Annotated in this window: 23 protein-coding genes and 1 pseudogene; 11 read left to right on the forward strand and 13 right to left on the reverse strand. The window is 73.7% G+C overall.

All coding sequences use genetic code 11. The features are described from left to right. Positions 1-657, forward strand: a pseudogene (locus ACFW9D_RS23420) (serine hydroxymethyltransferase); the annotation flags it as partial. Here ACFW9D_RS23420 and ACFW9D_RS23425 read toward each other — a convergent pair. The 3 genes from ACFW9D_RS23425 to ACFW9D_RS23435 all read right to left on the reverse strand — a co-directional run bounded on the left by ACFW9D_RS23425 (position 585) and on the right by ACFW9D_RS23435 (position 2,377). Beyond that, entirely contained in the window at positions 585-965 is a 381-nt protein-coding gene (locus tag ACFW9D_RS23425) for a hypothetical protein (protein ID WP_384624398.1), read from the reverse strand. The pseudogene ACFW9D_RS23420 and the gene ACFW9D_RS23425 sit on opposite strands and share 73 nt — an antisense overlap. A 72-nt stretch (positions 966-1,037) precedes the next feature. Further along, entirely contained in the window at positions 1,038-1,874 is an 837-nt protein-coding gene (locus tag ACFW9D_RS23430; protein ID WP_384624400.1) for an SDR family NAD(P)-dependent oxidoreductase, read from the reverse strand. Beyond that, positions 1,871-2,377 carry a nuclear transport factor 2 family protein gene (locus ACFW9D_RS23435; RefSeq protein ID WP_384624401.1) on the reverse strand — a complete coding sequence of 169 codons (507 nt, stop codon included), beginning with the start codon at positions 2,375-2,377 and terminating at the stop codon, positions 1,871-1,873. The genes ACFW9D_RS23430 and ACFW9D_RS23435 overlap by 4 nt, the downstream gene beginning before the upstream one ends. 330 nt (positions 2,378-2,707) lie before the next feature. On the opposite strand from ACFW9D_RS23435, the gene ACFW9D_RS23440 reads away from it, so the two are divergent. Genes ACFW9D_RS23440 through ACFW9D_RS23450 form a run of 3 tightly spaced genes read left to right on the forward strand, consistent with a single transcriptional unit; the run spans position 2,708 to position 5,575 of the window. Further along, on the forward strand, positions 2,708-4,165 hold the full coding sequence (locus ACFW9D_RS23440) for an APC family permease (RefSeq protein ID WP_384624403.1): 1,458 nt from the start codon (positions 2,708-2,710) through the stop codon (positions 4,163-4,165). A gap of 41 nt (positions 4,166-4,206) precedes the next feature. Further along, a complete protein-coding gene (locus ACFW9D_RS23445; RefSeq protein WP_188336238.1) occupies positions 4,207-5,145 on the forward strand; it encodes a hypothetical protein in 939 nt (312 codons plus the stop codon). Between the two features lie 34 nt (positions 5,146-5,179). Continuing rightward, positions 5,180-5,575, forward strand: coding sequence for an Imm7 family immunity protein (locus ACFW9D_RS23450; protein WP_384624405.1), 396 nt, complete (start codon positions 5,180-5,182; stop codon positions 5,573-5,575). 129 nt (positions 5,576-5,704) lie between these two features. Here ACFW9D_RS23450 and ACFW9D_RS23455 read toward each other — a convergent pair whose 3' ends face one another. From ACFW9D_RS23455 to ACFW9D_RS23480, 6 genes are all read right to left on the reverse strand, one after another. After that, entirely contained in the window at positions 5,705-6,706 is a 1,002-nt protein-coding gene (locus tag ACFW9D_RS23455) for a proline racemase family protein (RefSeq protein ID WP_384624407.1), read from the reverse strand. Beyond that, entirely contained in the window at positions 6,703-7,641 is a 939-nt protein-coding gene (locus ACFW9D_RS23460) for a dihydrodipicolinate synthase family protein (RefSeq protein WP_384624409.1), read from the reverse strand. Before ACFW9D_RS23460 ends, ACFW9D_RS23455 begins: the two co-directional genes overlap by 4 nt. A gap of 66 nt (positions 7,642-7,707) precedes the next feature. After that, on the reverse strand, positions 7,708-9,168 hold the full coding sequence (locus ACFW9D_RS23465) for an FAD-dependent oxidoreductase (RefSeq protein ID WP_384624411.1): 1,461 nt from the start codon (positions 9,166-9,168) through the stop codon (positions 7,708-7,710). Next, positions 9,165-9,530 (reverse strand): (2Fe-2S)-binding protein, encoded by a 366-nt coding sequence (locus ACFW9D_RS23470; RefSeq protein WP_384624413.1) that lies wholly within the window; start codon positions 9,528-9,530, stop codon positions 9,165-9,167. The genes ACFW9D_RS23465 and ACFW9D_RS23470 overlap by 4 nt, the downstream gene beginning before the upstream one ends. Beyond that, positions 9,527-10,726 carry an NAD(P)/FAD-dependent oxidoreductase gene (locus ACFW9D_RS23475; protein WP_384624415.1) on the reverse strand — a complete coding sequence of 400 codons (1,200 nt, stop codon included), beginning with the start codon at positions 10,724-10,726 and terminating at the stop codon, positions 9,527-9,529. The genes ACFW9D_RS23470 and ACFW9D_RS23475 overlap by 4 nt, the downstream gene beginning before the upstream one ends. A 67-nt stretch (positions 10,727-10,793) precedes the next feature. Further along, entirely contained in the window at positions 10,794-11,468 is a 675-nt protein-coding gene (locus tag ACFW9D_RS23480; protein WP_384624417.1) for a helix-turn-helix domain-containing protein, read from the reverse strand. 188 nt (positions 11,469-11,656) lie between these two features. Between ACFW9D_RS23480 and ACFW9D_RS23485 the strand changes: the two genes are divergently transcribed. Both ACFW9D_RS23485 and ACFW9D_RS23490 read left to right on the forward strand, forming a co-directional pair. Then, positions 11,657-12,679 carry an MDR family NADP-dependent oxidoreductase gene (locus tag ACFW9D_RS23485; RefSeq protein ID WP_384624419.1) on the forward strand — a complete coding sequence of 341 codons (1,023 nt, stop codon included), beginning with the start codon at positions 11,657-11,659 and terminating at the stop codon, positions 12,677-12,679. Between the two features lie 36 nt (positions 12,680-12,715). Further along, complete coding sequence (locus ACFW9D_RS23490; RefSeq protein WP_384624421.1) at positions 12,716-13,093, forward strand: MerR family transcriptional regulator; 378 nt, start codon at positions 12,716-12,718, stop codon at positions 13,091-13,093. 21 nt (positions 13,094-13,114) lie between these two features. On the opposite strand, the gene ACFW9D_RS23495 is transcribed toward ACFW9D_RS23490, so the two are convergent. Next, the gene (locus tag ACFW9D_RS23495; protein WP_384624423.1) at positions 13,115-13,630 is read right to left on the reverse strand and encodes a GTP-binding protein; all 516 of its coding nucleotides are present in this window, start codon (positions 13,628-13,630) and stop codon (positions 13,115-13,117) included. Between the two features lie 365 nt (positions 13,631-13,995). Here ACFW9D_RS23495 and rsgA point away from each other — a divergent pair, with 365 nt between their 5' ends. The 4 genes from rsgA to ACFW9D_RS23515 all read left to right on the forward strand — a co-directional run bounded on the left by rsgA (position 13,996) and on the right by ACFW9D_RS23515 (position 18,136). Beyond that, the gene (rsgA, locus tag ACFW9D_RS23500; protein WP_384624425.1) at positions 13,996-15,108 is read left to right on the forward strand and encodes a ribosome small subunit-dependent GTPase A; all 1,113 of its coding nucleotides are present in this window, start codon (positions 13,996-13,998) and stop codon (positions 15,106-15,108) included. Positions 15,109-15,400: 292 nt separating this feature from the next. After that, positions 15,401-16,819: a DNA-3-methyladenine glycosylase 2 family protein gene (locus tag ACFW9D_RS23505; protein ID WP_384624427.1), complete on the forward strand. Its 1,419-nt coding sequence runs from the start codon at positions 15,401-15,403 to the stop codon at positions 16,817-16,819. Beyond that, complete coding sequence (locus ACFW9D_RS23510) at positions 16,812-17,315, forward strand: methylated-DNA--[protein]-cysteine S-methyltransferase (RefSeq protein WP_384624429.1); 504 nt, start codon at positions 16,812-16,814, stop codon at positions 17,313-17,315. The genes ACFW9D_RS23505 and ACFW9D_RS23510 overlap by 8 nt, the downstream gene beginning before the upstream one ends. A 179-nt stretch (positions 17,316-17,494) precedes the next feature. After that, positions 17,495-18,136 carry a YceI family protein gene (locus ACFW9D_RS23515; protein WP_384624431.1) on the forward strand — a complete coding sequence of 214 codons (642 nt, stop codon included), beginning with the start codon at positions 17,495-17,497 and terminating at the stop codon, positions 18,134-18,136. A gap of 13 nt (positions 18,137-18,149) precedes the next feature. Here ACFW9D_RS23515 and ACFW9D_RS23520 read toward each other — a convergent pair whose 3' ends face one another. The 3 genes from ACFW9D_RS23520 to ACFW9D_RS23530 all read right to left on the reverse strand — a co-directional run bounded on the left by ACFW9D_RS23520 (position 18,150) and on the right by ACFW9D_RS23530 (position 22,186). Continuing rightward, a complete protein-coding gene (locus tag ACFW9D_RS23520; protein WP_384624433.1) occupies positions 18,150-20,480 on the reverse strand; it encodes a glycoside hydrolase family 95-like protein in 2,331 nt (776 codons plus the stop codon). A gap of 152 nt (positions 20,481-20,632) precedes the next feature. Then, a complete protein-coding gene (locus ACFW9D_RS23525; RefSeq protein WP_188336222.1) occupies positions 20,633-21,115 on the reverse strand; it encodes a DUF456 domain-containing protein in 483 nt (160 codons plus the stop codon). Between the two features lie 90 nt (positions 21,116-21,205). After that, positions 21,206-22,186 (reverse strand): helix-turn-helix domain-containing protein, encoded by a 981-nt coding sequence (locus tag ACFW9D_RS23530; RefSeq protein ID WP_384624435.1) that lies wholly within the window; start codon positions 22,184-22,186, stop codon positions 21,206-21,208. 197 nt (positions 22,187-22,383) lie between these two features. Here ACFW9D_RS23530 and ACFW9D_RS23535 point away from each other — a divergent pair, with 197 nt between their 5' ends. Then, positions 22,384-26,130, forward strand: a complete 3,747-nt coding sequence (locus tag ACFW9D_RS23535; RefSeq protein WP_384624437.1) for a S8 family serine peptidase — start codon at positions 22,384-22,386, stop codon at positions 26,128-26,130. Positions 26,131-26,170: the final 40 nt, after the last annotated feature.

Below are 26,170 nucleotides of genomic sequence, written 5' to 3' on the forward strand. Positions count from 1 at the left end.
GCCCACTTCGCCGGTCTCGTCGCGGCCGGGCTGCACCCCAACCCGGTCCCCTACGCCGACGTCGTCACCTCCACGACCCACAAGACCCTCGGCGGTCCCCGCGGCGGCATCATCCTCGCCCGCGACAAGGACCTGGCGAAGAAGCTCAACTCCGCGGTGTTTCCCGGGTTCCAGGGCGGCCCGCTGGAGCATGTGATCGCGGCGAAAGCGGTCTCGTTCAAGGTCGCGGGGAGCGAGGAGTTCAAGGAGCGGCAGGAACGCACACTGGAAGGCGCTCGTCTTCTCGCCGAGCGTCTGACCTCGGAGGACGCCCGCAAGTACGGGGTGAACGTGCTCTCCGGCGGCACCGACGTCCACCTGGTCCTGGTCGACCTGCGCGAGTCCGACCTGGACGGGCAGCAGGCCGAGGACCGCCTCCACGAGGTCGGCATCACGGTCAACCGGAACGCCGTTCCGAACGACCCGCGCCCGCCGATGGTCACCTCGGGTCTGCGCATCGGTACGCCGGCGCTGGCCACGCGCGGTTTCGACGCCGACGACTTCCGTGAGGTCGCCGACGTGATCGCCGAGGCCCTCAAGCCGTCCTACGACGCCACCGCGCTCAAGGCCCGCGTCACCGCGCTCGCCGACAAGCACCCGCTGTACCCCGGCCTGTAGAGACCGGGCGGTGACGTCCAGCACGAGCTTGCCGCGGACATGGAGACCACCGGCGTCCCGTTCAGCCGCGCGACGGCCGGGCGGATCAGGCGGGCCGTCTCGTGCGCGGCCTCCAGCCACACCCGGCGCAGCCCGAGGTCCTGGAACGTCAGCCGCATCAGCCGGCGGATGGACGCCTCGGGCCGGTCCGTGAACGACTCGGCCAGTTCGGCCACCGGGGCGGACGTGTCGCCCGCCGTGATCATGACGTCGGCGCAACACGACGAAATCCGCAGCAGCGCGGCGTCGTCGAGGGTGGGGCGGGGCATGAACGCACCCCGTCTCCCGTAGTGGCAGAAGCTGCCACTACGGGGACCGGGCTCACAGGCGACCGGAGACGGTCAGTACAGGGGGCCGCCGCCGAAGGCCGCGCGGTGCGAGGCGGCCCGGCGGCCGTCCGGCTCCGTGACCTCGTACTCCTCGGCGAGTTCGGCCACGACGAAGGTGTGGCCGCTGCGCTCGGGCAGGCGGGGGTCGTCCGTGAGGCGGGCGATGACCGCGCCCACGAACTCGGGGGACTCCGCGTCGGCCAGCTTGAACCCGGCGACCTCCTCCACCCCGGCCTCGACCAGGCCGTCCGTGCGGACGAGGCCCGGCCACAGCGACACCGCCGAGACGCCCGCGGAGGCCAGCTCGTGGCCCATGTCGGCGGCCATCTTGTCCAGGCCCGCCTTGGAGATCCCGTAGAGCACCGAGTGCAGCGGGGCGCGGGCGCCGAACGAGGAGATGTTGACGATGAGTCCGCTGCCCCGCTCCACCATGTGCCGGGCCGCGTGCACGGCGGCGACGTAGTGGGCGCGCAGGCCGACGCCGATCAGCGGCTCCCAGTCGGCGACGGGCCGGGTCCAGAACGGGTCCTCGAAGCCGGCCATGTCGTCGGGCGCGGCCCACACGTTGTTGACCAGCAGGTCGAGCCGGCCCCGGTCGGCGGTGATCCGTGCGATCAGCGCCTCGATCTGGGCGTCGTCCCGGTGGTCGCAGCGCAGGCCGACGCCCTCGCCGCCGGCCTCGGTGACCCGGCGCGCGGTCTCCGCCTGCGGGCTGCCGGGGCCCGGCTCGCCGCGGCCGGTGACGTACACGGTCCAGCCCCGCGCGCCGAGCGCGGCGGCGATGCCCCGGCCGACACCCTTTCCGGTGCCCGTGACCAGCGCGACGCGTGGTGTGGAGGTGTCGCTCACAGCAGTCCCTTCTCGTCGACGACGTACCCCTCGGGCAGCGGGCGGGTCAGCGACCAGAGGCTGCGGAAGTGGTGCCTGGCCAGCCGCCAGGCCCCGTCCTCCACGACGTACCGGTCGTCGTACTCGCCGCACAGCACCCGCTCCGTGCGGTCCACGAGGTTCAGCTGCCGGAACCGCAGGGTCCAGCGGCCGGTCGCCTCGGTGGGGGAGCGGAAGGTGATCTCCGGGTGCACGCCGTGGTGCATGTCCAGGACCCGGTGGCCCTGTTCGTCGCGGGCCAGCGCGATCTGCCGGAAGAGGTCGACCAGTTGGTCCACGGTCGCGAAAGCGCCCAGCTCGCCGTAGTCGATGTCGGCGCCCTCGCGGACGAAGCAGGCGCGGAACCCCTCGGGGTCCTTGTGGTCGCAGGCCCGCAGATAGCGGTACTTGAGCTCCTCGATCTCCTGCCGCGCCTCGATGCGCGCGACGCGCTCGGCGAGGCCGGCGGTGGACTCGGACGACATGGCCGGGCTCCTCGGGGTGAGTTGTGGTGCGGCGACGGTAGGCAGCGGGACCGAGCGCGGGCCATGTCCGCTCCCGGTCAGCGGGAGCCGTCCGAAAAGCGACGCAGGGCCGCAACGAAATCCGTAGGCATCGATGATCAACTCGACGGAACGAGCGTCGAACCGGCATCAGTTTGCGCGAAAGCGCAGAACTGGCCTTGTGCTACTCACCGGTCATGGGCATGATCCGGCTCACGTCGCGGCCGAGAACGGCCGAGAACGGCCGACAACGGCCACGGACGTCTAGGAGAGGCGCAACCGGTGCACAACGGGGCCAGCAACAAAAACGGGTTGAGAACAGGGAGTCTGGGGACGTTCGACTCGATCGTCCTCGCGATCGCGGGCTGCGGACCCGCCTACACCGCGATGGCCATGGCCCCCGCGCTGATCGCCGCCGTGGGCTTCGCCGCCCCGGCCGTGCTGCTGTACTGCGCCGTGCCCACCCTCGGCATCGCGCTCGCGTTCCGGCACCTCGGCCGCCTGGACGTGAACTCCGGCGCCACGTACTCGTGGGTGGCGCGCACCCTCCACCCGTTCCTCGGCTTCCTCTGCGGCTGGGCCGTGGTCGTCGCGACGACCGTCTTCATGATCTCCTCCACCCAGCCCGCGGGCGCGGCCACGCTGTCCCTGTTCGGCGAGGACCTGGCCCGCGACGAGGGTCTGGCCACCGGCGTCGGCCTCGGCTGGTTCCTGCTGATCGCGGCCCTCGTCGCGTTCGGCACCCGGCTCGGCGCACGGGCCCGCGCCGTCGCCGTCGGCGGCCAGCTGCTCCTGCTCGTCGTCGTGGCCGTCGCCGCGCTGACCCGGAGCAAGCACGCCTCGTCCTTCTCCTTCTCCTGGCTCGGCTTCGGGCACTTCGACGCCGCCCACAGCTTCACCGCGGGCGCGCTCATCGCCGGCGCCCTGTACTGGGGCTGGGACGTGACGGCCAACCTCAGCGAGGAGACCCGGCGCGGCCGCGGCGGCGCCGGACGCGGCGGACTGATCGGCCTGCTCGTCACCGCCGCCACCTTCCTCCTCGTGGCGATCAGCGCGAACGTCCTGCTCGGCCCCGCCGCGGGCGCCGACAGCGCCGGCTTCCTCACCGCGTTCGGCGACGCGGCCCTGCCCGGCGTGGGCGGCGACCTGCTCGTCCTCGCCCTGCTGCTGTCCACCGTCGCGACCCTGGAGACGACACTCCTCCAGGCCACCCGCACCCTGTTCGCCATGGGCCGCGACCGCACCGTCCCGTCCTTCCTCGGCCGCATCCACCCCGAGCGGCAGACACCGATGATGTCGACGCTGCTCGTCGCCGCGCTCTCCGTCCTCGTCCTCGGCCTGATCGCCGTACTGGGCACCGGATTCGGGATCCTCGAGGACGCGCTCGTCGGCATCGGCCTGCTGATCACCTTCTACTACGCGCTCGCCGGCATCGCCGTCGTCGTCGCCTACCGCCGGGAACTGCTGCGCTCGCCCGGCAAACTGCTGCTGCTCGGCCTCTGGCCGCTGGCCGGCGCCCTGTTCAACGTCTGGATCTTCGCCGTGTCGATCCCGGACATGAACACCGCCCAACTGGCCATCGGACTCGGATCGCTGGCCCTCGGGCTGATCCCGGTGACCGTCGCCCGGGTCCAGGGCGGCCGCTCGTACTTCCGTCCGCGGCCGCTGAACCCGCGGGACGTCCAGGCCGCCGAGGAGGCCCTCGAGGGTGCGGAGCCGGTCACGGCCGCCGCCGGAGGCCGCAGGGACGGCGTCCTCACCGACTTCTGAACCGTCCCGTTCGCACGCATCGCATCCAGGGGGATCTCGTCATGGCAGGGTGGCTGCGCCGCGAGCGGCACACACCGGACTACGACCCGGCGTTCGGCGACCGGGCACTGGCCGAGGGCCGGCAGGACATGCTGCTCGGCCGGTGGGAGGGCGCGCGGGACCTGCTGGCCCGCACGCCCGGCGACTGGGACCGGCGCTCCCACCGCATCCGGCTGCTCGCCGACGCGGCGGCCGGCCGGCGCACCGTCGACCTCTGGCAGGCCTCGGAGCCGCACAACCCGGACGCTGCCGTGCTGCGGGCCGAGACCGAGGTGATGCGGATGTTCGCCGCCGCGCGCGCCGGGGAGGACCCGGGCGCCGAACGGCTGGACAGCGCCGCCTGGCTCTGCCACCGGGCCGCGGCCCTCGCCCCCGCCGACCCCTACCCCTGGGTCTCGCTGGTCGCGCTGGGCCGGCTGTACCCGGGCGGCCACCCCGACATGCACGCCTGGTGGAAGGAGCTGCTCGCCCGGGACCCGTACCACCGCGAAGGCCACCACCAGGCCCTGCGGTTCCTGTCGGCGCGCTGGCACGGCTCCTACGGGCAGGCCCTCAACTTCGCCTGGGACGCCGCCGCCTACGCCCCCGACGGATCCCCGCTCGCCGTCCTCACACAGGTGGCCCGCGCCGAGCACTACCGGCACCGGGTCGCCGAGGAGGGCCGCGGTTCGCTCGGCCTGAGCCACCACTGGAGCGACGAACAGGCGCGCCGCGACCTGACCACCGCGCTCGACAAGTGGATCACCCACCGGATCCCCGGCGCCCAGGACGTCGCCGATCTCAACCACCTGGCCCACGGCCTGACCAAGGCCGGCCTCACCGAACGCCTCGGCGAGGTCTTCCGGCTGCTCGACAACCGCGCCACCGACGTCCCCTGGTCCTACACGGGCGACCCCGAGGAGCAGTACACCCGCTGGCGCGACCAGACGCTCCCGCGCTGAGTCCGGCTGAGCGAACACGCCTTAGGATCGGCGGGTGTTCGAGTACCACGGCTGGATCACGGTCCGCGAGAGCGCGGGCGAGGACGACGACGCGGACCGGCTGCGCCGGACCGTCGACGCACTCCGCACCCGCGTCGCCGCGCTCGACAGTCCTTACCTGCTCGACCTGAGGTGGATGAACGGCGAGCCGTTCCTCCACCTCGGCGGCCACTCCAACCACCGCTCACCGCCGGACGTCGTCGCCTTCTTCCGGCACGTGGGGCGGGTCGCTCCCGGGTCCTACGGACTCCTGCACGTGCTCGACGACGAGGACCCCGGGCACGCGAACGAGGTCCGGGTGTTCCGGCTCGTCCGCGGCGCGGTCACCGCACACACGGAGCCACTGCTGTCCCCGTGCGTCCCGACGCTGGAGGACCCCGTCACGCGCTGAGGCGTCCGTCGGTCCGCTGCGGCACCCCCCACGGGTTGTCGTCGCGCAGCGCCGGCGGCAGCAGGTCCCGCGGCCACGCCTGGTGGGCCACGAGGCAGGCGCCGACCAGGCCGCCGCGCGGGGGATGTGCTAGAGCACGAACCCGTGGGGGAACGGGTCGCTCGGGTCGAGCAGGTAGTTCGCGGTGGCGGTGATCCAGGCCCGCCCGGAGAACTCGGGGACGACCCCGGGCAGTCCGCCGACCTCGGCGGTCTCCAGGAGCCGGCCGGTGAACCGCGTACCGATGAACGACTCGTTCACGAACGCGGTGTCCAGCGGGAGTTCGCCGCGCGCGTGCAGCTGGGCCATGCGCGCCGACGTGCCGGTGCCGCAGGGGGAGCGGTCGAACCAGCCCGGGTGGATCGCCATCGCGTTGCGCGAGTGCCGCGCGTCCGAGCCCGGGGCCAGGAACTGCACGTGCTTGCAGCCGCCGATGAGCGGGTCCGCCGGATGCACGGGGCGGTTCCGCTCGTTGATCGTCTTCATGACCGCCAGACCGGCGGCGAGGATCTCGTCCTTGCGGGACCGGTCGAACGGCAGCCCCAGCCGGTCGAGTTCGGCGATCGCGTAGAAGTTGCCGCCGTACGCCATGTCGTAGCGGACCTCGCCGAGGCCGGGCACCTTGACGGCCGCGTCGAGTTCGAGCGCGAACGAGTCCACGTTGCGCAGGGTCACCTTCTCGGCGCGGCCGTCCCGCACCGTGACCCGGGCCTCGACGAGCCCGGCGGGCGTGTCCAGACGGACCCGGGTCTCCGGCTCGGTGACCTCGACCATGCCCGTCTCGACGAGGACGGTGGCCACGCCGATCGTGCCGTGGCCGCACATCGGCAGGAACCCGCTGACCTCGATGTAGAGCACGCCCCAGTCGGCGTCCGGCCGGGTCGGCGGCTGGAGGATCGCGCCGCTCATCGCGGAGTGCCCGCGCGGCTCGTCGACCAGGAACCGGCGCAGCCCGTCCAGGTGCTCCATCGCGTACCGGCGGCGCTCGGCCATCGTGGCGCCCGGGATCGGGCCCACCCCGCCGGTGACGACGCGGGTGGGCATGCCCTCGGTGTGCGAGTCGACGGCACTGAGCGTGCGGACCGACCTCATCGGGCGGACCCCGCTTCCAGCGCGGCGATCGCACGGGCCATGTCGGCCTCGACCTGCTCGCGCATCCGGGCGGTGAGCGGGCCGCGCGGCGGACGGCACGGGCCGCCGTACCGGCCGACCTGCTCCATGCCCAGCTTGATGGCCTGCACGAACTCGGTGCGCGAGTCCCAGCGGAACGCGGCGACCAGCGGCTCGTACAGGGCGCGGGCCTCCTCCAGCTTGCCGGCGGTGGCCAGTTCGTACAGGCGGGCCGACTCGGCGGGGAACACGTTCGGGAAACCGGCGAACCAGCCCGTGGCGCCCATGAGGAGGCTCTCCAGGACGACGTCGTCGGCGCCGCTGATGATCTCCAGGCCGGGCGCCTGCTCCTTGATCTCCAGGACGCGGCGCACGTCGCCGGAGAACTCCTTGACGGCGACCACGTTCTCGATCCGCGCGATCTCCGCGACCAGGTCAGGGGTCAGGTCGACCTTGGTGTCGATCGGGTTGTTGTAGATCATGACGGGCAGGCCGACGGAGGCGACCGCCTCGAAGTGGGCGAGGACCTCGCCCCGGTTGGCGCGGTACATGGTCGGCGGCAGACAGAGCAGTCCGTCCGCGCCGTCCTCGGCGGCGATCTCGGCCCAGTGCCTGGCCTGGTGCGAGCCGACGCCGTGCACGCCGACCACCACGACGCCCGTGTCGCCGACCGCCTCCTTCGCGGTCTGTGCCACCTTGCGGCGCTCGGCGTCGGTCAGCGAGGAGTACTCGCCGAGCGAGCCGTTCGGGCCGACGCCGCGGCAGCCATTCTCCACGAGCCAGCGGCAGTGGTCGGCGTACTTGTCGTAGTCCACGGCGAGACCGGCCGGGGCGGAGGCGTCCTCGTAGTAGGGGAGGGCGGTGGCCACGACCACGCCGCCGAGGGACAGGGGCTGCTGCTTCTGGGTGTCGCTCATGAACTCTGCTCCTGTTGACGGGACCTGACGAGAATTCAGATGGCGCAGGGGTGGTTCAGGGGTGGTTCAGGGGTGGTGCGGCTCGGGCGGCGCGGCCAGGTCGCCGAGCCGGATGGGCTGGGCGATCGGACGCCGGTGCGGCGCGGGCGCGGGCAGGCCCTCGACCGGACACTCGGCAGGCGCCCCGGAAAGCCGGGCGTTCAGCTCCGCGACCGTCGGCCCGCAGATCCGGGCCTGACAGGGGCCGAGCCCCGCGCGGGTCTCCAGCTTCGCGACCCGCGCCGAAGCGCTCTGCGGCGCCTCGGCCGCCCGGCACAGGGAGGCGTAGTCGGCGTCCTCGCAGCGGCAGACGACGGTCTCGGGGCGCAGCCACCCGGGCCAGGCCGCGCCGATCGGATGCGCGCGGGCCAGACGCGCGGCGAAGGCGCGCCCCTGGTCCCGGCTGCGCCGCAGCGGCCGCAGCGTGGCCGCCTCCCGATCGCCGCCGGCGGCGAGCCATCCGGCGAGCGCGCCCTCGGCCCGCGCGGCCGGGGCGCCCGCGACACCGGTGATCTCACCGGCCGCGTAGACGCCGGGGACGGTCGTGGCCTGGTCGGCGTCCACCTCCACGAACTCCCCGCCGGTACCGGTGCGCAGGGCGCATCCGGCGGCCACGGGCAGCTCCAGCTGGGGGCTGAAGCCGTGCGTCACGCACGCCGCGTCCACCGCCAGCGTGCGCTCGCTGCCCAAGGCGACCGACCAGTCCGCGCGCAGCCGCGCGGTGACGACCTCCTCGACCCGGCCGTCGCCGCGCGCCTCGACCACGGTGCGCCCGGTGCGGTACGGGACCCGGTGCCGCAGCAACAGAGCGCTGTACTCGGCGAGTTCACCGACCTTGGAGGCCTGCGCGGCGAGCTGCCAGGGCCGCCGCGACCAGCCGCGGGCGACGGTGCCGGGGGTGTTGGCCTCCAGTACTTCGAGGACCCGCGAGCCCGCTTCGAGGAGCGAGGCGGCCACCGGCAGCAGGAACGGCCCGGTGCCCGCGACGACGACCCGGTCGCCGACCACGACCCGCTCACCCTTCGCGAGCGCCTGCGCGGCACCGGCGGTGAACACCCCGGGCAACTCCCAGCCGGGGAAGGGCAGTACACGGTCGTGGGCGCCGACCGCGAGGACCAGGGCGTCGGGGTCCAGGGTCGTGCGGCGACGGCCGCCGGCGTCGGCCGGGCCGCGCAGGACGTGCACGCGCGGCGGGCCGGGCCGCTCCGGGTCCGGGCGTTCGAGGGCCCACACGGAGGTGCCGGACCACCAGGAGCACCGGGGGTGGGCGAGCACCCGGCGGCGGCGCCGGTCGAAGGCCCGCCAGCCGTGGTGCAGCACCTCGGGCCGGGCCGCGTCGTACGCCTCGGGCAGCATCCGGTGGTACTGGCCGCCGGGCCGGTCGCCGGCGTCGATCAGGGTGACCCGGGCGCCGGCGGCCAGGGCGGTCTCGGCGGCGGCGAGTCCCGCGGGGCCCGCCCCGACGACCACGACATGACGGTCCGTCATCGCTCCTCCGTTCCGGGCGCGCCGGGCTTCCCGCGACGGTCCGGGTCACGATCCGGCCCGGGGGCGTTCCGGCTCTGGGTCGTGACGACGTCACCGTCCCGGACCCGGCGGCGGCAGGCCCGTACGTCCCGCTCCTCGCCGACCGTCACCAGACAGTCGAAGCAGACGCCGATCCCGCAGAACACGCCGCGCGGCGCGCCGGAGCGGCCGGTGCGCCAGGCGAGGCGGCCGGCGGCGAGCAGGACGCCCGCGACGGTCTGCCCGGCGATCCCGTCGACCGGTTCGCCGTCGACGGTGATCCGCAGCGGCCGGTCCCGCCGGCGCACGGCGTCGGACCCGGCACGGACACGTCGGGGGCTCATATCGACTCCTCGGTCAGGGGGTGTGCGCCGGTGCCCAGCACGGCGGGCCGGTCCACGCGGAACGGCGACGCGTCCAGGTCCGCCGGCTCGCCCAGCATCAGATTCCGCAGCAGCCGTCCCGTGCCCACGGACAGACCGATCCCGGCGCCCTCGTGGCCGCCCGCGTGCCACAGGCCGTCGAGGCGCGGATCCGCGCCGATGACCGGGAGATGGTCGGGGACGTAGGGCCGGAAGCCGCCGTACGCGCGCATCACCGGGACCCCGGCCAGCGCCGGGAACAGGCGCAGGGCCTTCGCGGCGACCGCCGACAGGACCTCGGGGCGCAGCCGGTCGTCGAAGCCGACGCGGCGGCGCGAGGAACCGATGAGCACGCTGCCGCCGCGCGTGGACTCCACGACCGCGGAGGTCTGCAGGTCCTCGGCGCTGCTGCCGACCGCGCCCACGTAGTCCGCGTCGTACACCTTGTGGAACACCATCGGCGGCAGCGGGGTCGTCACGAGGACGTCGCCGCGGCGGGGCCGCACGTCCACGGGGGCGCCGAGCCGGGCGGACAGTTCACCGGACCAGGGGCCCGCCGCGTTCACGAACCAGTCGGCCTCCAGCGGGCCGGCCGAGGTGCGGACCCCGGTGATCCGGCCGCCCCGGGACAGCGCGCCGAGCACCTCGCAGCCGGTGCGCAGGGTCGCGCCCGCGGCGAGCGCGTCGCCGAGCAGGGCGGCGGCCGCTCCGGCGGGCTGCACCTGGGCGTCCTCGGGGTAGTGCAGGGCCGCCGTCTGCTCACGGGTCACGTACGGTTCGGCCGCGGCGAGCCGCTCCGCGTCGAGGACGTCGGCGCGGACGCCCGCCGCGCGCTGCCCGGCGGCGAAGCCGGCAAGGCCCTCGGCCCCGGCGGCGGTGGTCGCGACGACGATGCCGCCCTTGGGCTCCCACTCGACGGCGTGCGCCGCGCGCGGCGAGCGTTCGGCGACCTCGGCGAGCACCTGCGGCCACAACGTGCGGGACAGCCGGGCGAGTTCGAGTTCGGGGCCCGGGCCCTTGTCGGACACCAGCACGTTGCCCTCGCCGTGCGAGGTGGTCGCCGCCGCCGCGCCGCCGCGGTCCACGACGACGACCTCGAGCCCGGCCAGAGCCAGCTCGCGAGCGCAGGCGGCGCCGACTATGCCCGCGCCCAGCACCGCCACGCGTGTTCCGTACATCGAACCCTCCGTGTTCGGTAAAGCGAACACTGGGAACGTACGGCGAGGGTTCAGAACGTGTCAACGGTCACGTCGGGCGGATTTCGGACGAGTGTGTGTGGGCCGGTGCGGCGGCGGGAGCGGCCGACGGTGGCCCGGGGGCGGGAGGGGTGTCCGGTGCCGGGTCCGACAGGTGCAGCCGCTGGTCCGCCCGGTACTGCAGCAGCAGCACCGAGTGCACGTCGCCGTCGAGCGCCGTGTAGCTGTGCGGGGACGCGGCGTCGAAGCCGACGTAGTCCCCCGGCCCCAGTTCCACCTCGTGCCCGTCGACCCGCACACCGAGCCGGCCGGTCTGCACGATGGTGTGCTCGGTGCCGACGTGGCCGAGCGACTCCTGGCGGCGCTGGGCGCGAACACGCTGGTCGAAGACCTCGAAGACGGCCTCGCCGGTCTCGATGCGGCGCAGCGGACGCAGGTCGACGCCCTCGCCGCTGAGTACCTCCACCTCCTCGGCGCGGACCACGGTCAGGCCGCCGGGCGGGCGGGCGTCCAGGAGGTCGGAGACGGCCACCTCCAGGACGCGCGAGAGGCTGAACACCGTCTCGATCGTGGGGTTCCCCGTGCCGGACTCCAGCTGCGACAGCGTCGCCTTGCCGATCTTCGATCGCCGCGACAGCTCGGAGATCGACAGTCCCCGCTCGGTCCTGGCCCGTCTCAGATTGGTGGCCAGCATCCCCCGGATCGAGTTCTCGGAGTCACCCACGCCCTTCCCCTTCTCTTCAACCTGCGTTCGATATACCGTACGCCCGCAGTGTGCTTCGTTCGGTCTGTGGGTCAGGATGCGGGGTCAGGCGCGGGGATGTCCATGCGGGCCGTCCTCTTGCCTCTCACCCGCACGTCAGGGGTTAGCGTCCCGGCACCGTTCAGGCACCACGGCCCCGGAGGTCACCCATGTCCGCACCGTCCCTCGGTCGCGAAGTCCACCTGGTCAGCAATCCCGCCGGTCTGCCCGCCCCGGAGCACTTCCGGGTCGCCGAGGCGCCCGTGCCCCGCCCCGGAGCCGGCCAACTCCTCGTACGCAACCGGAAGTTCCTGGTCTTCGCCGGTCTGCGCACCCTGATCTCGCGGGAGGCGGACGGGTTCCAGGTGCCGCCGCTCAAGCCCGGCGAGCCCCTGTTCGGCCCGGCCCTCGGCGAAGTGGTCGCCGTGGGGCCCGGGACCGCGGGCGTACCGGTCGGGACCCTGGTCACGCACCTGCTCGGCTGGCGGGAGTACGCGGTGGTCGACGCGGACGCGGCCCGGGTCGTGCCCGAGGACCATCCCGATCCGGTGGCCCTCCTGTCCACGGCGTCCGCCGCGTACGGGGCCCTGACCCGGCTGACCCGGCTGCGGGCGGGCGAGACGGTCCTGGTGACCGGCGCGGCGGGCGGCGTCGGCTCGCTGGCCGGACAGGTCGCCCGGCTGCTCGGCGCCGGACGGGTCGTCGGCACGACCCGCAGCCCCGGCAAGGCCGAACGGCTGCGGCGGGAACTCGGCTACGACGCCGTGGTGGTACCCGGGGACGGGCCCTTGGCCGAAGCCCTCGCCGAGGCCGCGCCGGACGGCTACGACGTGATCATCGACAACGTCGGGGGCGAACAGCTCACCGCGGCCCTCGAAGCGGCGCGGCCCGGCGCACGGGTCGGCCTGGTCGGCGCCCTGTCGGGCCAGTTCGACCCGGCGCTCGCGGGCGGCACGGCACCGGCGTCGATCGACACGTTCCGGATCGTCAAGCTCGCGGTGACCCTGGCCGGCTACCAGGACGCCGAGCACCCGGGCGTGGAGGAGGAGTGGCGGGAGCGGCTCACCCACTGGCTGCGCACCGGAGAACTCGTCCATCCGCACGTGACGCTGCCGGGCATCGATCGGGCCCCCGGAGCGTTGCAGGAACTGCACCAGGGGCGGCACTTCGGAACCCTGGTGGTCGAGATCTGAACCAGCGGTACCGGGTGACGACGAGGGAGACTTCGGATGCGTATCGGAGACGCGGCGGCCGCCGCCGGCACCACCCCGCGCGCGCTGCGGTTCTACGAGGAACGGGGCCTGCTGCCCGCCCCGCGCCGCACGGCGACCGGCCAGCGGGTCTACGCCGACCGGGACCTGGCCCGGATCCGCGTCATCCGGCACCTGCTCTCCCTCGGCCTGACCGTGCGGGACGTCCGCGCCTGCGCCGACCGCATCGACCTTCTGCTCGCCGACCCCGGCCGCCGCTGCACCGCCCCCGCGCCCGGAGCCGCCCCGGGCGTCGTCCAGCTGCGGATCGACGCGCTCGACGCGGAGATCACCCGACTGACGGCCCTGCGGGACACGCTGACCCGGCAGATCGCGGCCCCGCAGAACGTGGCGTGACGCCGCCTCGCCCCGCGCGGGTCAGCGGAACGGGGTGTCCAGGGTCTGGGCCAGCTGGACCAGGCCGCGGCGGCCCTTCTTGGACTTCGGGTCGCGGGCGGCGTCCAGCGCGTAGCTGAACATCATGGGGACCTTGTTCGCGGGGTAGCCCTCCTCGCGGAGCATCTCGCAGGCCTCCAGGCCGATCAGCTCCGCGATCTCCTCGGCCTCGACCAGGTCGCACTTGCTGACGTACACCGCGATCCGGGCCACGCCCGCCTCCCGCGCCGCCGCCGCGTACGCGCGGGTCTCCGGCAGCGGCCCGTCCTCGGCGGAGACGACGAGGAGGACACCCGCCAACTGGTCGGCGCCGACCGCGAGCCGGGACCGGAAGTCGTCCAGACCGGGGCAGTCGTGCAGGTGGTAGGGGCCGCGCGAGGTGACGAACTGCCCCTCCGGATCGGGCGACGGGCCGAACTCGGCCTCCAGCGCCGCCGGCAGCGCCCCTGCCAGCGTGCTCTTGCCGTGCCCCTGGGCGCCCACGACCGCCGCCCGCACCAGGGGACCCGTTCCGTTGCTCCGCCGCCTACCCCACATGAGTACTGCCTCATTCCTTTGCCGCCGACTGCCGTTGCAGGCTACTGGTGCGCCGCGGGGAGCCCGGCCGGCACCCCCCGGCATAAATCGGTGGCGCGCTGTCGGAGGGGGTGGTTAGGGTCGTGCTTGTTCAGGCGGCTGCCGCTGCCTCTGACCCATGTGTGACCCGGGAGGTGTCGACCGATGACTGTCGCTGCGACGGGCGTTGCCCGCATCCGGAAGTTCGTCAACTCCACCTCCGTGGCCGCCGGCTGACCTCACACTCTTCTTTCCGTGCACGCCTGTGCGTGCGCGCCGCCGGGGCCACCCTTGTGAAGGGTCACCCCTTGTCTTCCTCCAGCTTCACCTCTTCTTCCTCCCTGTCCTCTTCGCTGCTCCCTTACGGCTGGGACACCGGCTGGGACGCGGAGTTCGCCCCGTACGCGGAGCAGGGACTCCTGCCCGGGCGTGTGGTGCGCGTCGACCGCGGGCAGTGCGATGTCGTCACCGCCGACGGCGTCGTCCGCGCCGACACCGAGTTCGTCGTTCCCCGTGACCCGATGAAGGTCATCTGCACGGGGGACTGGGCCGTCGTCGACCCCGAAGGCGCCGACCCGCGCTACGTCCGCGCGTACCTGCCGCGCCGCACCGCCTTCGTGCGGTCCACCTCGTCCAAGCGGTCCGAGGGCCAGATCCTCGCCGCGAACGTCGACCACGCGATCATCGCCGTCTCCCTCGCCGCCGAGCTCGACCTCGGTCGCGTCGAGCGGTTCCTCGCGCTCGCCTGGGAGAGCGGGGCGCAGCCGGTCGTCGTGCTCAGCAAGGCCGACCTCGTCCCCGACCCCCTCGGCCTGTCCTACCTCGTCTCCGACGTCGAGAACACGGCGCCCGGCGTCCAGGTGCTCCCCGTCAGCGCGCGCGACGGCGACGGCGTCGACGTGCTGCGGTCCGTCGTGGCCGGCGGGACGTCCGTGCTGCTCGGCGCCTCCGGCGCCGGGAAGTCGACGCTCGCCAACGCGCTCGTCGGCGCCGACGTCATGGAGGTCCAGGCCGTACGGGACATCGACGGCAAGGGCCGGCACACCACGACCACGCGGAACCTGTTCGTGCTCGACGGAGGCGGCGTCCTCATCGACACGCCGGGGCTGCGCGGCGTCGGGCTCTACGACGCCGAGTCCGGGGTCGAGCAGGTCTTCGCGGAGATCACGGAGCTGGCGGAGCAGTGCCGGTTCCACGACTGCGCGCACGAGGCGGAGCCCGGCTGCGCGGTGGCCGCCGCGCTGGCCGACGGGCGGCTGCATCAGCGGCGGCTCGACAGTTACCGCAAGCTGCTGCGGGAGAACCGGCGGCTGGTCGCCCGGGCCGATGCGCGGGTCCGGGGGGAGCTGCGCCGGGAGTGGAAGGCGCGGGGTGCCCAGGGGCGGGCCGCGGTCCGCTTGAAGCAGGGGCGGCCTCTGTAGGGGGTGGTCGCGCGATCGTCGCCGGGTGCGCCCCGGTGGGGCTTCTCGCGCCCCGCGGCGGAGCCGCTGAAAGACACAGCCCCGCGCCCCTGAAATGCAGACCCTTCGGGTCGCATTTCCCCGACGGGTGACCGCCCGATGGAGATCGCGCACGAAGTGCGCATCTCCAGGGGCGCGGGGAACTGCGCGACCAGCCCCCGCCGGACCCGCACCCGGCGACGAACCCCGCCCCCCACTCCCGTGTCCGATTTCCGCCAGCCCCACCCCGGAGGGGCCCGGCAAAATGGGACGCATGGGCACTGAAGAAGACACCCGCTACGAAGCAGTCCGCAGCCGCGACGCCCGGTTCGACGGTGAGTTCTTCTTCGCCGTGCGGACCACCGGGATCTACTGCCGGCCCAGCTGCCCCGCCGTCACCCCGAAGCGCCAGAACGTGCGCTACTACGCCACGGCCGCCGCGGCCCAGAGCTCGGGTTTCCGGGCCTGCCGCCGGTGCCGGCCGGACGCCGTGCCCGGGTCGGCGGCCTGGAACGTACGGGCCGACGTCGTCGGGCGCGCGATGCGCCTGATCGGCGACGGGGTCGTGGACCGGGAGGGCGTCGGCGGGCTCGCCGGCCGGCTCGGCTACAGCGCGCGGCAGGTCCAGCGCCAGCTGACCGCCGAACTGGGCGCCGGCCCGGTCGCCCTCGCCCGCGCCCAGCGCGCCCACACGGCCCGCCTCCTGCTCCAGACGACCCCGCTGCCGGTCACCGAGATCGCGTTCGCCGCCGGGTTCGCGAGCGTGCGGCAGTTCAACGACACCATCCGCGAGGTCTACGCCCGCACCCCGACCGAGCTGCGCGCCGACGCCCCCGAGCGCGGCCGCGCCGTCGCCGGGGTCGCCGGGATCCCGCTCCGGCTCGCCCACCGCGGCCCCTACCGCGCCGGGCCGGTCTTCGACCACCTCGCCCGTGAACGCGTCGACGGGATCGAGGAGTTGACGGGGGAGCCCGGGGCGCGTGTGTTCCGGCGCACGCTGCGGCTGCCGTACGGCACCGGCATCGTGTCCGTCGACGAGGCCGCCCACGCACAGTCCGGCACCCTCGCCGAGCACCGCGGCGGCTGGCTCGACGCCCGCATCCACCTCACCGACCTGCGCGACCTGACGACCGCCGTCGGACGACTGCGCCGCCTGTTCGACCTGGACGCCGACCCGTACGCGATCGACGAGCGGCTCGGCGCCGACCCGGAGCTCGCCCCGCTGGTCGCCGCCCGGCCCGGCCTGCGCTCGCCCGGGGTCGCCGACGCCGAGGAGTGCGCCGTGCGGGCCGTCGTCGGGCCGCAGGAGGCGGCGCGGCTCGTCGAGCGGTACGGGAAACGGCTCGACGCGCCCTGCGGCGGGCTCGACCGCGTCTTCCCGGCGCCGGACGAGCTGGTCGGCGAGGGCGGCACGCTCGGCGCCCTCGCCCGCGTGCTCGCCGACGGGACCCTGCGCCTGGACCCCGGGGCCGACCGCGACGACGCCGAGGCCGTGCTGCGCACCCTGCCCGGCATCGACGCCCGCACGGTCGCCCTGATCAGGATGCGCGCCCTCGGCGACCCCGACGTGACCGTGCCGGGCGAGCCGATCGGTCCGGCCCGGGGCGACGCCTGGCGGCCGTGGCGCTCCTACGCCCGTCAGCACCTCCTCGTAGAAAGCTCGCAGAAAGAAAGTGGGAAGCATCGTGAGTGACCAGAACGCGCAGCCGACCGTGTACTACGCGACCTTTCCGAGTCCGCTCGGGGAGCTGCTGCTCACCGGGGACGCCGGCGGGGCGCTGGCCTCGCTGTCGGTGCCCGGGCAGAAGGGCGGGCGGAGCGTGGGGGAGGGGTGGGTGCGCGACCAGGCGCGGTTCGCGGAGGCCGGGCGGCAGCTGGCGGCCTACTTCGCCGGTGAACTCAAGGAGTTCCGGCTGGAGTTGAGGCCCGAGGGGACCGAGTTCCGGCGCAGGGTGTGGGACGCGCTCGACGACGTGCCGTACGGCGCCACCACCACCTACGGCGAGGTCGCCGCCCGGATCGGCGCCTCGCGCGCCGCCGTCCGCGCGGTCGGCGGCGCGGTCGGCGCGAACCCGCTGCTCGTCCTGCGGCCCTGCCATCGCGTCATCGGCGCCGACGGTTCCCTCACCGGGTACGCGGGCGGCCTCGAACGGAAGGTCCAGCTGCTGACCCTGGAGGGCGGCATCTGAGCGCGGGATCACCATGAGTGAGGGGCGGCCACCCCGCCGTACATCCACACTCATGGTGGTTCTGTGCATCTTTGCAGGCGAGGGGATGGAAGCCGGACGAGGGCGCCCATCTCGCTGAGAGCCGCCGCGGCCCCGCGTGATAACACGGAGTGACCAATTCCGAAGGGGGCCTCGCGCTCATGGGTATCTTCAGCCGTCGTCGGACCGAGACGCTCGAACCGGACACGCCGGCCGGTGGCGGCGTCGCCACGCTCGACCTCGATCCCTCGCTGCGCAGGCTGACCGGGAACTGGGTCATCGACCGCCCGCACAGCCGCATCGGGTTCTCCGTCCGGCACGCCATGGTGACCACGGTGCGCGGCGCGTTCGCGGACTACGACAGCAGCATGTACTTCGACGGGGCCCGCCCCGAGGAGTCGCGCGCCGAGATCGTCATCCGGGTCGCCAGTGTCGACACGGGCGTCGAGCAGCGCGACGCGCACATCGCGGGCACCGACTTCTTCGACGCCCGCCGCTTCCCTGAGATGTCCTTCCGCAGCACCTCCACGGTGCACAACGGTGGCGAGACCTTCCTCATGCGGGGCGATCTCACCATCCGCGACGTCACCCGCCCCGTCGATCTGCAGCTCGACTACCTCGGCTCCGTCCTCGACCCGTTCGGCTTCGAACGGGCCGGGTTCGACGGGACCACCACCATCGACCGCACCGACTGGGGCCTGGTCTACAACCAGCGCCTGGAGGCCGGCGGCACGATGGTGAGCGAGAAGGTCCGCCTCCAGTTCGACATCTCGGCGATCCGCGCGACCCAGCCGGAGCGGTAGCCGGACGCCGGAGTCACGCGGGCAGGCCCCAGCGCGGGGCCGGCGCGTTCGGCGCGACGGGGGCGACCGTCAGGTCCGGCCGGTCGCCCGCCGCCGTCACCAGCGCGGAGGCGCCCTTCGGGAGCCGGATCCGGATCGCGCCGTCGCCCGCGTCCTCGTGGGGCAGCGGCCGGCCCGCGCCGTCGCGGACCTCGACCGGGCCCGCGATGCCGTGCCGCACCACGCACGGCGCGCCCGCCTCGCTGACCAGCCGCACCCAGCGGGTGACGCCCCGCTCGCGGACCGCGCTCAGCAGGAAGGCGCCCTGGGTGCGGAAGCCGTGCACGGTCAGGTCCGTCCAGGCGGCGGGCAGCGCCGGGAAGACGCGGATCGTGCCGCCCCAGGACTGGCACACCATGTCGTGCAGGGACTGGGCGGCGGACAGCGGCGTCTCGATCACCGGGCCCGTCTCCTTGTACATGGTGTTCGCCTGGATGAAGCGGCTCATCAGCTGCCCCAGGTACTTCAGCGCGTCGTCGCCCTTGCCGAGCAGCGCCGACATCGACGCGGCGCCCGTGAACGTGTAGCCCTGGAGGGCGCCCTCGAAGCCGACCCAGTGCGCGAGGGACTTCTCGATCAGGGCCCGCTCGTCGGCCGCGGCGCCCGTCAGCTCGTACAGCGGGTACACGGCGAGCAGGTGCGAGTAGTGGCGGTGCGACTTCGCGAAGGGGATGTCGGCGCCGATCATGAAGCCGTTCGCGTCCGTCGGGTACGGGACCCGCTTCGCGAGCACCTCGCGCCAGCGCGGTGCCAGTGCGTCGTCGATCCCGAGGGTCTCCACCGCTTCGAGGAGCGTGCGGCAGCCCCAGCTCAGCAGCATCAGGTCGTAGTTGCAGTCGCGGGTGTTGCCGCCGTACTCGGGGGAGTAGGTCGCCGGCAGGTGCAGCCTGCCGTCCGCGCCCGGCTCGAGGAAGTGCAGGTAGTAGTTCACCGCCTTGCGCAGCAGCGGGTACAGGACGTCGCGCAGGATCGCCTCGTCCATGGTGTGGCGGTAGCTGAGCCACACGTTGTGCAGCGCCCAGGTGAGGTTGCCGACCTCGGGGGTGGGCGGGTCCTGGCCGGGGACGCCGACTCCGTAGCCCTGCGCGTTGCTGGTGGCGCCGCCGTTGACGAGCCGGGCGTCGGTCGTGCGGGGGACGCCGAGGGAGTCGGCGCGGTAGGCGGGCGCCATCTCGGCGGTCAGGTTCTCGCGGAACTCGCCGAGCGCGCGGGTCACCGCGTCGAGCTCCAGGTGGTTCGAGCCGTGGATCAGCCAGTACTCCAGCTGCACGTTCAGGTTCCACCAGGTCGCGGGCCACGGCGTCGGCTCCAGCCAGGGCCCGCACGTCGCCATGACCGGGGCGTCGCGGCGGGCCGCCGACGCCGTCTTGTACAGCTGGATCCAGTAGAAGCGCTGGATCCGCGCGTCCGGCACCGACAGGAAGCTCTTGCGGTAGTACGCGCGCCACCAGGCTCGGTGCGGAGCGGCCAGGGTGTCGTACGGGAGCTGCGCGGCGGCCCGTACGTCCGCCAGGGCGCGGTCGCGGGCCGTCGCCGACGGGAACGAGTGGCGGACGCCGGCGTACAGGGTGCGGCGCTCACCCTGCGTGACCTCCCGCCAGGCCGTGACGTGCTCGCCGCCGGACAGCAGCGACTGCACGGCGGCCTCCGTGCCGTCCTCGTACGTGGAGACCTGTGCGGGCGGATTGCCCTGGTAGCCGGCGGGGGTCGGCTGGAACGCGGTGCGGGGGCTCTTCGCGTCGGCCGGGTGGAAGACCCAGCGGAAGCCGCGCTCGCCCTCGCTCGGGACGACCTCCACGGCCAGCACGGAGCGGCTGGTGTGGACGTGGGCGCGCAGGCGCAGGGTGCCCCTGTCGGTGGTGAGGGTGCCGGTCAGCTCGGCGTCGCGCAGGCCGAGCCGCCAGTCGAGGCCGGTGATCGTGCCGGCGGGCTCCAGGGTGAAGTGGCCGATCGGGAGGCGGGCCAGGCCGAAGAGGGAGCCGAACTCGGGGCGGTGGTCCTGCACCTCGGAGTGCTGGACGTTGAACCGCACGGCGTTCTTGCCGGGCTCCTGGTAGACGCCGCTGCCCAGGTAGCCGTTGCCGAGGTACGGGCCCTCGTACCAGGTCTTCGGCATCCGCCGCCAGACGAGGTCGGCGTCGTCCAGGACGGTGCGCCAGGCGTCGGGGTCCGCGGTCACGGAGTCCGGGGTGCCCGCTCCGGCCGGGGACGCCTGGGCGGGCAGGGCGCCCGCCCCTCCGACGAGTGCCGCACCGCCCAACGCGGATCCGGTGGCGAGCACGGTGCGGCGGGACGGTCTGGGCATGGCGCCTCCTGGCGGCCGAATTCATCGGAGCTGTCCACTGCCGCAAGGTAGAGATGGGGCGTGAGCGCGTCAATACGCAGGGATAGATCCGATGGATCCGATGGATGACGAGGCGGCGAGGCGCCCGCCCGCTCCTGTCGCTCCCGCCCGGCTCAGCCCCAGATGACCGCGCCGAGCCAGGCCGCCACGATCAGCAGGCACGCGAAGAGTTCGGCCAGCACGCTGGAGCCCCCGGCCCGCATGGCCGTCCGCGTCGACGCCTTCGCGTCCCCGTGCCCGCCGAGCCGCAGCCGCTCCGAGACGTAGATCCCGCCGATGAACCCCGGGATCGCGCCGATCACCGGGATCACACAGAAGCCGACCAGCGCCCCGAGGCCCATCCAGACCGAGAGTCTGCGGGTGGCGCCCGCCTGCCGCAGCCGGCGCGGCGGCAACTGCCAGCGCAGCACCTGGGAGGCGAGCAGCACCGCCGTGGCGCCGACCAGGACGCCCCAGGCGAGCCCGCTCTGGTCCCGCAGCGCCCATACGGCCACCGCGGCCCACACCAGCCACGAGCCGGGCACACCTGGCACCAGCACTCCGCACACGCCGAGCGCCATCACGGCTCCGACCAGCAGGAGTTCCCACGCTCCCATGAGGTCAGGTTGCCATGATCAAGCTCCCCCGGCGATCTAGAAGGCCCCGGCCGAAGCCCTCGTCCGTCGTCCCGCCCCCGCCGGAGGCGGTCAGCGGGACACCCAGCCCCGCTCGTACGCGTGCCACCCCAGCTGCAGCCGGGTCGTCACGCCCGCCAGTTCCATCAGGCGCTTCACGCGGCGCTGGACCGTGCGCAGCCCCAGGTCCAGTTGTTTGGCCACGCTCGCGTCGGTGAGGCCGGCGAGGAGGAGGGAGAGGATCTCCAGGTCCGCGTCGTCGGGGCCGTCGGGGCCCTCCTCCGTCACGGCGCCGCTCACCCCGAGCCGCAGCGGCAGCGCCTGGCGCCACACCGCCTCGAAGAGGCCGCTCAGCGACTCGAGGAGCCCGCTCGCGTGCACCACCAGCGCGGCCGGCTCCGAGGTCTGCGAGGTCAGCGGCACCAGGGCGAGCGCCCCGTCGGCGATCACCAGCTTCGTCGGCACCCGGTCCACGACCCGTACCTCCTCGTCCCGGCCGATCGCCGCGGACAGCTCGGTCAGGCCCATCGGCAGCGAGAGCACCCCCCGCTCGACCACCACCCGGTAGCGCACGCCCCGGCTGACGGCCTGCGGCTCCGCCTCGTTCTCCATCCCGGAGACCGCGATGGGGTTCCCGGTCACGAGCGCGCACACCTCCTCGGCCGCGCCCAGCTGGATCTGCAGGAAGCGCTGCGAGACCGCCGCCGCCCCCGTGACCACCTCGACCAGGTCGTGCACCGCCGGCTGCGCGTCCTGCGCCCGGAACTCCTCGGCGAGCATCGCCGCCGCCAGCTCGGCCTTGTCCAGCTCGTGCCGGCGCTGGGTGAGCAGCGCACCGAGCGCGACCCCGGGCGGCGCCGCCACCCACCGGCCGGGCCGCCCCGAGGACTGGGCGGCGAGCCCGTGCCGCTCGAGCCGGCGCAGCGCCCGCTCCGTGTCGTACTCCGCGAGGGCGAGCCGCCGCGCCAGGTCCGGCACCTCGGCCGCGCCCACCGCCACCAGCGCGCGGTACGCCGACTCGTGCACCTCGTCCAGACCTATCGCACCCAACATCCGTGTGACGCCCCTCCCCGGCCGTCCGTTCCGTCACCCCCGTGGCGGGAAAGAGCCACGGCACAAACCCGCCGCGCCCATCTTCCCCTGTACCGGCGACGACTCTGCCAAGGTCATGCCACCGCAGCATCAACACCCGCCGGGAATACGCGGTTTGCCCCGTATTCACCTGCGCATTCATGTGGGGAGAGCGAGCGATGCGTCCGATATCGCGTGGGGTCCTGGGCACGGCGACCGCCGTGGTCCTGGCCGTCACGGCGGCCGTTCCGTCCGGGGCCGCGGAGGGGGCGGCCCCGGACGGCGGACGGCCCCTGACCGGCAGCCCGGCCGCTGCCGGCAAGGGCACGACCGCCACCGTCACCCTGGTCACCGGCGACCGCGTCCAGGTCACCACCGCGGCCGACGGCACCACCACCGCCACGGCCCTGCCCGCCGACGACGGCAGCACCCCGCTGCTCCAGACCCGGCAATCCGGCAAGAACCTCTTCGTGTACCCGGGCGGCGCCGTCGAGGCGCTCGCCGCCGGACGCGTCGACGAGGAGCTCTTCAACGTCACCGGCCTGATCCGGCAGGGCTACGACGACGCGCACAGCGAGACGCTGCCGCTGATCGCCACCTACGACCGGTCGGTCGACGTGCGGCGCGCCGTGCCCGCCACCCCGCGCGGCGCCGAACGCGGCCAGGTCCTCGAACCGGTCGACGGCGTCGCCCTCAAGGCCGACAAGAAGAAGGCCGCCGCCTTCTGGGCCGACCTCACGAACCCGAAGTCCCGCAGCACCGGCGATCTCGAGAAGCTGTGGCTCGACGCCAAGGTCGAGGCCCTGCTCGACCGGTCGACCAAGCAGGTGAACGCCGACCAGGCCTGGGCCGCCGGATACGACGGCAAGGGCACCAAGGTCGCCGTCCTCGACACCGGCGTCGACGCGGAACACCCCGACCTCAAGGGCCGGATCGCCGAGTCGAAGAACTTCACCGACTCCGCCGACACCGACGACCACCACGGTCACGGCACCCACACCACCTCCACCGTCGGCGGCTCCGGCGCCGCGAGCGACGGAAAGAAGAAGGGCGTCGCCCCCGGCACGTCCCTCCTGCACGGCAAGGTCCTCAACGACTACGGCGAGGGCGCCACCTCCTGGATCATCGCCGGCATGCAGTGGGCCGTCGACCAGAAGGCCGACGTCGTCTCGATGAGCCTCGGCAACCCGTCCGAGCTCGACTGCTCCGACCCCATGGCGCAGGCCACGCAGGAACTCGCCCGGTCCGCGAAGGACACCCTCTTCGTCATCGCCGCGGGCAACTCCGGCCCGGCCAACAACACCGTGTCCTCGCCCGGCTGCGTCCCCGAGGTCCTCACCGTCGGCGCCGTCGACCGCGACGACTCCACCGCCGACTTCTCCAGCCGCAGCCCCGTGCGGCGCACCCACACCCTGAAGCCGGAGATCGCCGCCCCCGGCGTCGCCATCTCCGCAGCCGCCGCGGGCGGCCGGGGCGTGTACGCGTACCAGTCCATGAGCGGTACGTCGATGGCGACCCCGCACGTCGCGGGCGCCGCCGCCGTCGTCAAGCAGCGCCACCCCGACTGGAGCGCACGGCAGATCAAGGAGGCGCTCGTCTCCTCCGCGAAGTCCGGCATCCCCGGCGACGTCCGGGAGACCGGTGGCGGACGCCTCGACGTGAAGGCCGCCATCGACCAGAAGGTCATCGGCACGGACGCCGTCCAGGGCGGCACCTTCACCTGGCCGCAGAGCGACGCCGACCGCACCGACGTCACGGTGCCGTACACCAACACCACCGACAAGCCGGTGCAGTTGAAGCTGTCCGTCGACCGCGTCACGGGCAACGACGGCTCCACCGTCCGCAGCCGGATCGCCACGCTCGGCGACCGCACCGTCACCGTCCCCGCGGGCGACACCGTCAAGGTCCCGCTGACCGTCGACTCGGGCGCCGCGCTCAAGGCCGCCCAGTACGGCGACGTCACCGGCCGCGTCCTCGCCACCGGCCCCGGCGGCACACACATCAGCACACCGTTCTCGCTGTACGTGGAGCCCGAGACCGTCACCCTGAAGGTCAAGATCCTCGACCGGCGCGGCGAACCCGCCGCCGGCAGCACCTCCGTCGACCTCATCGGCACCGACGACGCGTCCGGCGAACGCCGCTTCAACGACGGCGCCACCGAGCAGACCTACCGGATCCGCCCCGGCGCCTACTTCCTGTCGAGCTTCGTCGAGACGCCCACCGCGACCGGCACCGCCGCCGACTCCGCGACCTTCCTCGGCCGCCCGCAGCTGGACATCACCAAGGACACCACCGTCGTCCTCGACGCCCGCGAGGCCCACCGGCTCGGCATCCGCACCGAACGGCCCACCGAAGTGCGCGGCGCCACCCTCGGGTTCGCCCGCACCTGGGACACCTGGCTGCACGCGGCCACCGTCCAGGGCGGCCGCGGCCTGAACGCCTACTACGCCGACGTGCGCGGCCGCGCCCAGGACGGCACCTTCGAGTTCGACAGCTTCTGGCGCGCCGCCGCGCCCCAGATCACCGAACTCGCCGTCGAGGGCGGCCCCGTGCTGCACCCGACGACCGGCTCCACCAACTCCATGAACCTCGACGGCGAGGACTCCGCCCGCATCGTCGACGGCAAGAGCGGAACGGCCGAGGAACTCGCCGCGGCCAAGGGTGAGTTGGCGCTCGTCAAGCTGCCCGAGGGAGGCTCCGTGAGCACCCTCGCGCGGACCGCCGCCAAGGCCGGCGTCAAGGGGCTCGTCCTCTACCGCGAGGCGGCCGGCCGCTGGTACCCGAGCGTCGGCTTCGTCGGCGGACCGCTCCCGGTCCTCGCCCTGGAGACCGCCGAGGGCACGGACCTCGCCGCGCGCGTCGCCGCCGGAGAGACCACCCTGCGCTGGAAGGCGACCGCCAAGAGCCCGTACGTGTACACGCTGGCCTTCCCCGAGAGCCAGGTCCGCACCGACCGCGTCTACCGGGTCCGCGACCGCGACCTCGCCACGAACCGGGCGACCTACCGCGGCATGGGCACCACCGCCGACTACGTCGACCTGCCCTCGATGGTCCGCCCGAGCGGACTGACCGCGAGCTTCGGCGAGTTCGCCACCGTGCCCGCCCCGTTCACCCGCACCGAGCTGTACTCCGGCGGCACCACCGGCTACGGCCACATGGTGTCCAGCAGCTTCCCCTGGGGCGAGTTCATGATCGACCCGGTGCGCACCTACAAGAAGGGCGAGCGGCGCACCGAGGAGTGGTACGGCGGGGTCGTCGCCCCGACCACCCCGCTCGACGGCGCCGGGAAGCAGGTGCTCGCCGCCGAACGCCAGGGCGACCTGATCGGGGTCGCGCCCGGCTTCTGGGGCGACGGCGAACACTTCGGCATGCAGGGCTCGTTCGGCGACCTGGGCAGCATGACGCTCAAGGCCGACGGCAAGCTGATCGGGCAGAGCGCGTGGCCGTCCGGGGTCTTCGAGGTGCCGTCCGAGGACGCCGCGTACGAGATGACCCTGAACACGATGAAGCTGGACAACAGCGGGGTCTGGAAGCGGTCCGCGCAGACCACGACCACCTGGTCCTTCCGTTCCCACCTCGACGAGAACGTCTACTCGCAGGGCATCCCGCTCCTCTTCCCGCACCTCACGCTCCCCGAGGACGGCCTGAAGACGCTCCCCGCGCAGGACGGTCAGCGGATCGGCCTGTCGGTCACCGGCCACACCGGCTACACGCCGGGCGAGCTCACGAAGGTCGCCGTCTCCTACTCGTACGACGACGGGCAGACCTGGACGGAGGCGACGACGGCGCGCAAGGACGGCGCCTGGACCGCGACCGTGGACCACACCGGCGCCACGGGCAAGCAGGTCACGCTGAAGGTCGCCCTGACCGACGCGAAGGGCAACGCGGTCACCCAGACCGTCAGCCGCGCCTACGACGTGCGCTAGCGCGCCGCTCGAAGGTTCGACGCGTCACCTGAACCGGTCC

It is taken from the genome of Streptomyces sp. NPDC059524, from assembly GCF_042749255.1.
GTDB lineage: Bacteria > Actinomycetota > Actinomycetes > Streptomycetales > Streptomycetaceae > Streptomyces > Streptomyces xanthii.

What these genes read in the sequence shown, in the direction of transcription:
- ACFW9D_RS23455 (WP_384624407.1), bottom strand. Translation starts at nt 6,706, where the DNA reads ATGAGGTCGGTCCGCACGCTCAGTGCCGTCGACTCGCACACCGAGGGC.
- ACFW9D_RS23485 (WP_384624419.1), top strand. Translation starts at nt 11,657, where the DNA reads ATGTCCGCACCGTCCCTCGGTCGCGAAGTCCACCTGGTCAGCAATCCC.
- ACFW9D_RS23515 (WP_384624431.1), top strand. Translation starts at nt 17,495, where the DNA reads ATGGGTATCTTCAGCCGTCGTCGGACCGAGACGCTCGAACCGGACACG.
- ACFW9D_RS23475 (WP_384624415.1), bottom strand. Translation starts at nt 10,726, where the DNA reads ATGTACGGAACACGCGTGGCGGTGCTGGGCGCGGGCATAGTCGGCGCC.
- ACFW9D_RS23525 (WP_188336222.1), bottom strand. Translation starts at nt 21,115, where the DNA reads ATGGGAGCGTGGGAACTCCTGCTGGTCGGAGCCGTGATGGCGCTCGGC.
- ACFW9D_RS23465 (WP_384624411.1), bottom strand. Translation starts at nt 9,168, where the DNA reads ATGACGGACCGTCATGTCGTGGTCGTCGGGGCGGGCCCCGCGGGACTC.
- ACFW9D_RS23445 (WP_188336238.1), top strand. Translation starts at nt 4,207, where the DNA reads ATGGCAGGGTGGCTGCGCCGCGAGCGGCACACACCGGACTACGACCCG.
- ACFW9D_RS23535 (WP_384624437.1), top strand. Translation starts at nt 22,384, where the DNA reads ATGCGTCCGATATCGCGTGGGGTCCTGGGCACGGCGACCGCCGTGGTC.
- ACFW9D_RS23490 (WP_384624421.1), top strand. Translation starts at nt 12,716, where the DNA reads ATGCGTATCGGAGACGCGGCGGCCGCCGCCGGCACCACCCCGCGCGCG.
- ACFW9D_RS23530 (WP_384624435.1), bottom strand. Translation starts at nt 22,186, where the DNA reads ATGTTGGGTGCGATAGGTCTGGACGAGGTGCACGAGTCGGCGTACCGC.
- ACFW9D_RS23435 (WP_384624401.1), bottom strand. Translation starts at nt 2,377, where the DNA reads ATGTCGTCCGAGTCCACCGCCGGCCTCGCCGAGCGCGTCGCGCGCATC.
- ACFW9D_RS23460 (WP_384624409.1), bottom strand. Translation starts at nt 7,641, where the DNA reads ATGAGCGACACCCAGAAGCAGCAGCCCCTGTCCCTCGGCGGCGTGGTC.
- ACFW9D_RS23425 (WP_384624398.1), bottom strand. Translation starts at nt 965, where the DNA reads ATGCCCCGCCCCACCCTCGACGACGCCGCGCTGCTGCGGATTTCGTCG.
- ACFW9D_RS23470 (WP_384624413.1), bottom strand. Translation starts at nt 9,530, where the DNA reads ATGAGCCCCCGACGTGTCCGTGCCGGGTCCGACGCCGTGCGCCGGCGG.
- ACFW9D_RS23520 (WP_384624433.1), bottom strand. Translation starts at nt 20,480, where the DNA reads ATGCCCAGACCGTCCCGCCGCACCGTGCTCGCCACCGGATCCGCGTTG.
- ACFW9D_RS23505 (WP_384624427.1), top strand. Translation starts at nt 15,401, where the DNA reads ATGGGCACTGAAGAAGACACCCGCTACGAAGCAGTCCGCAGCCGCGAC.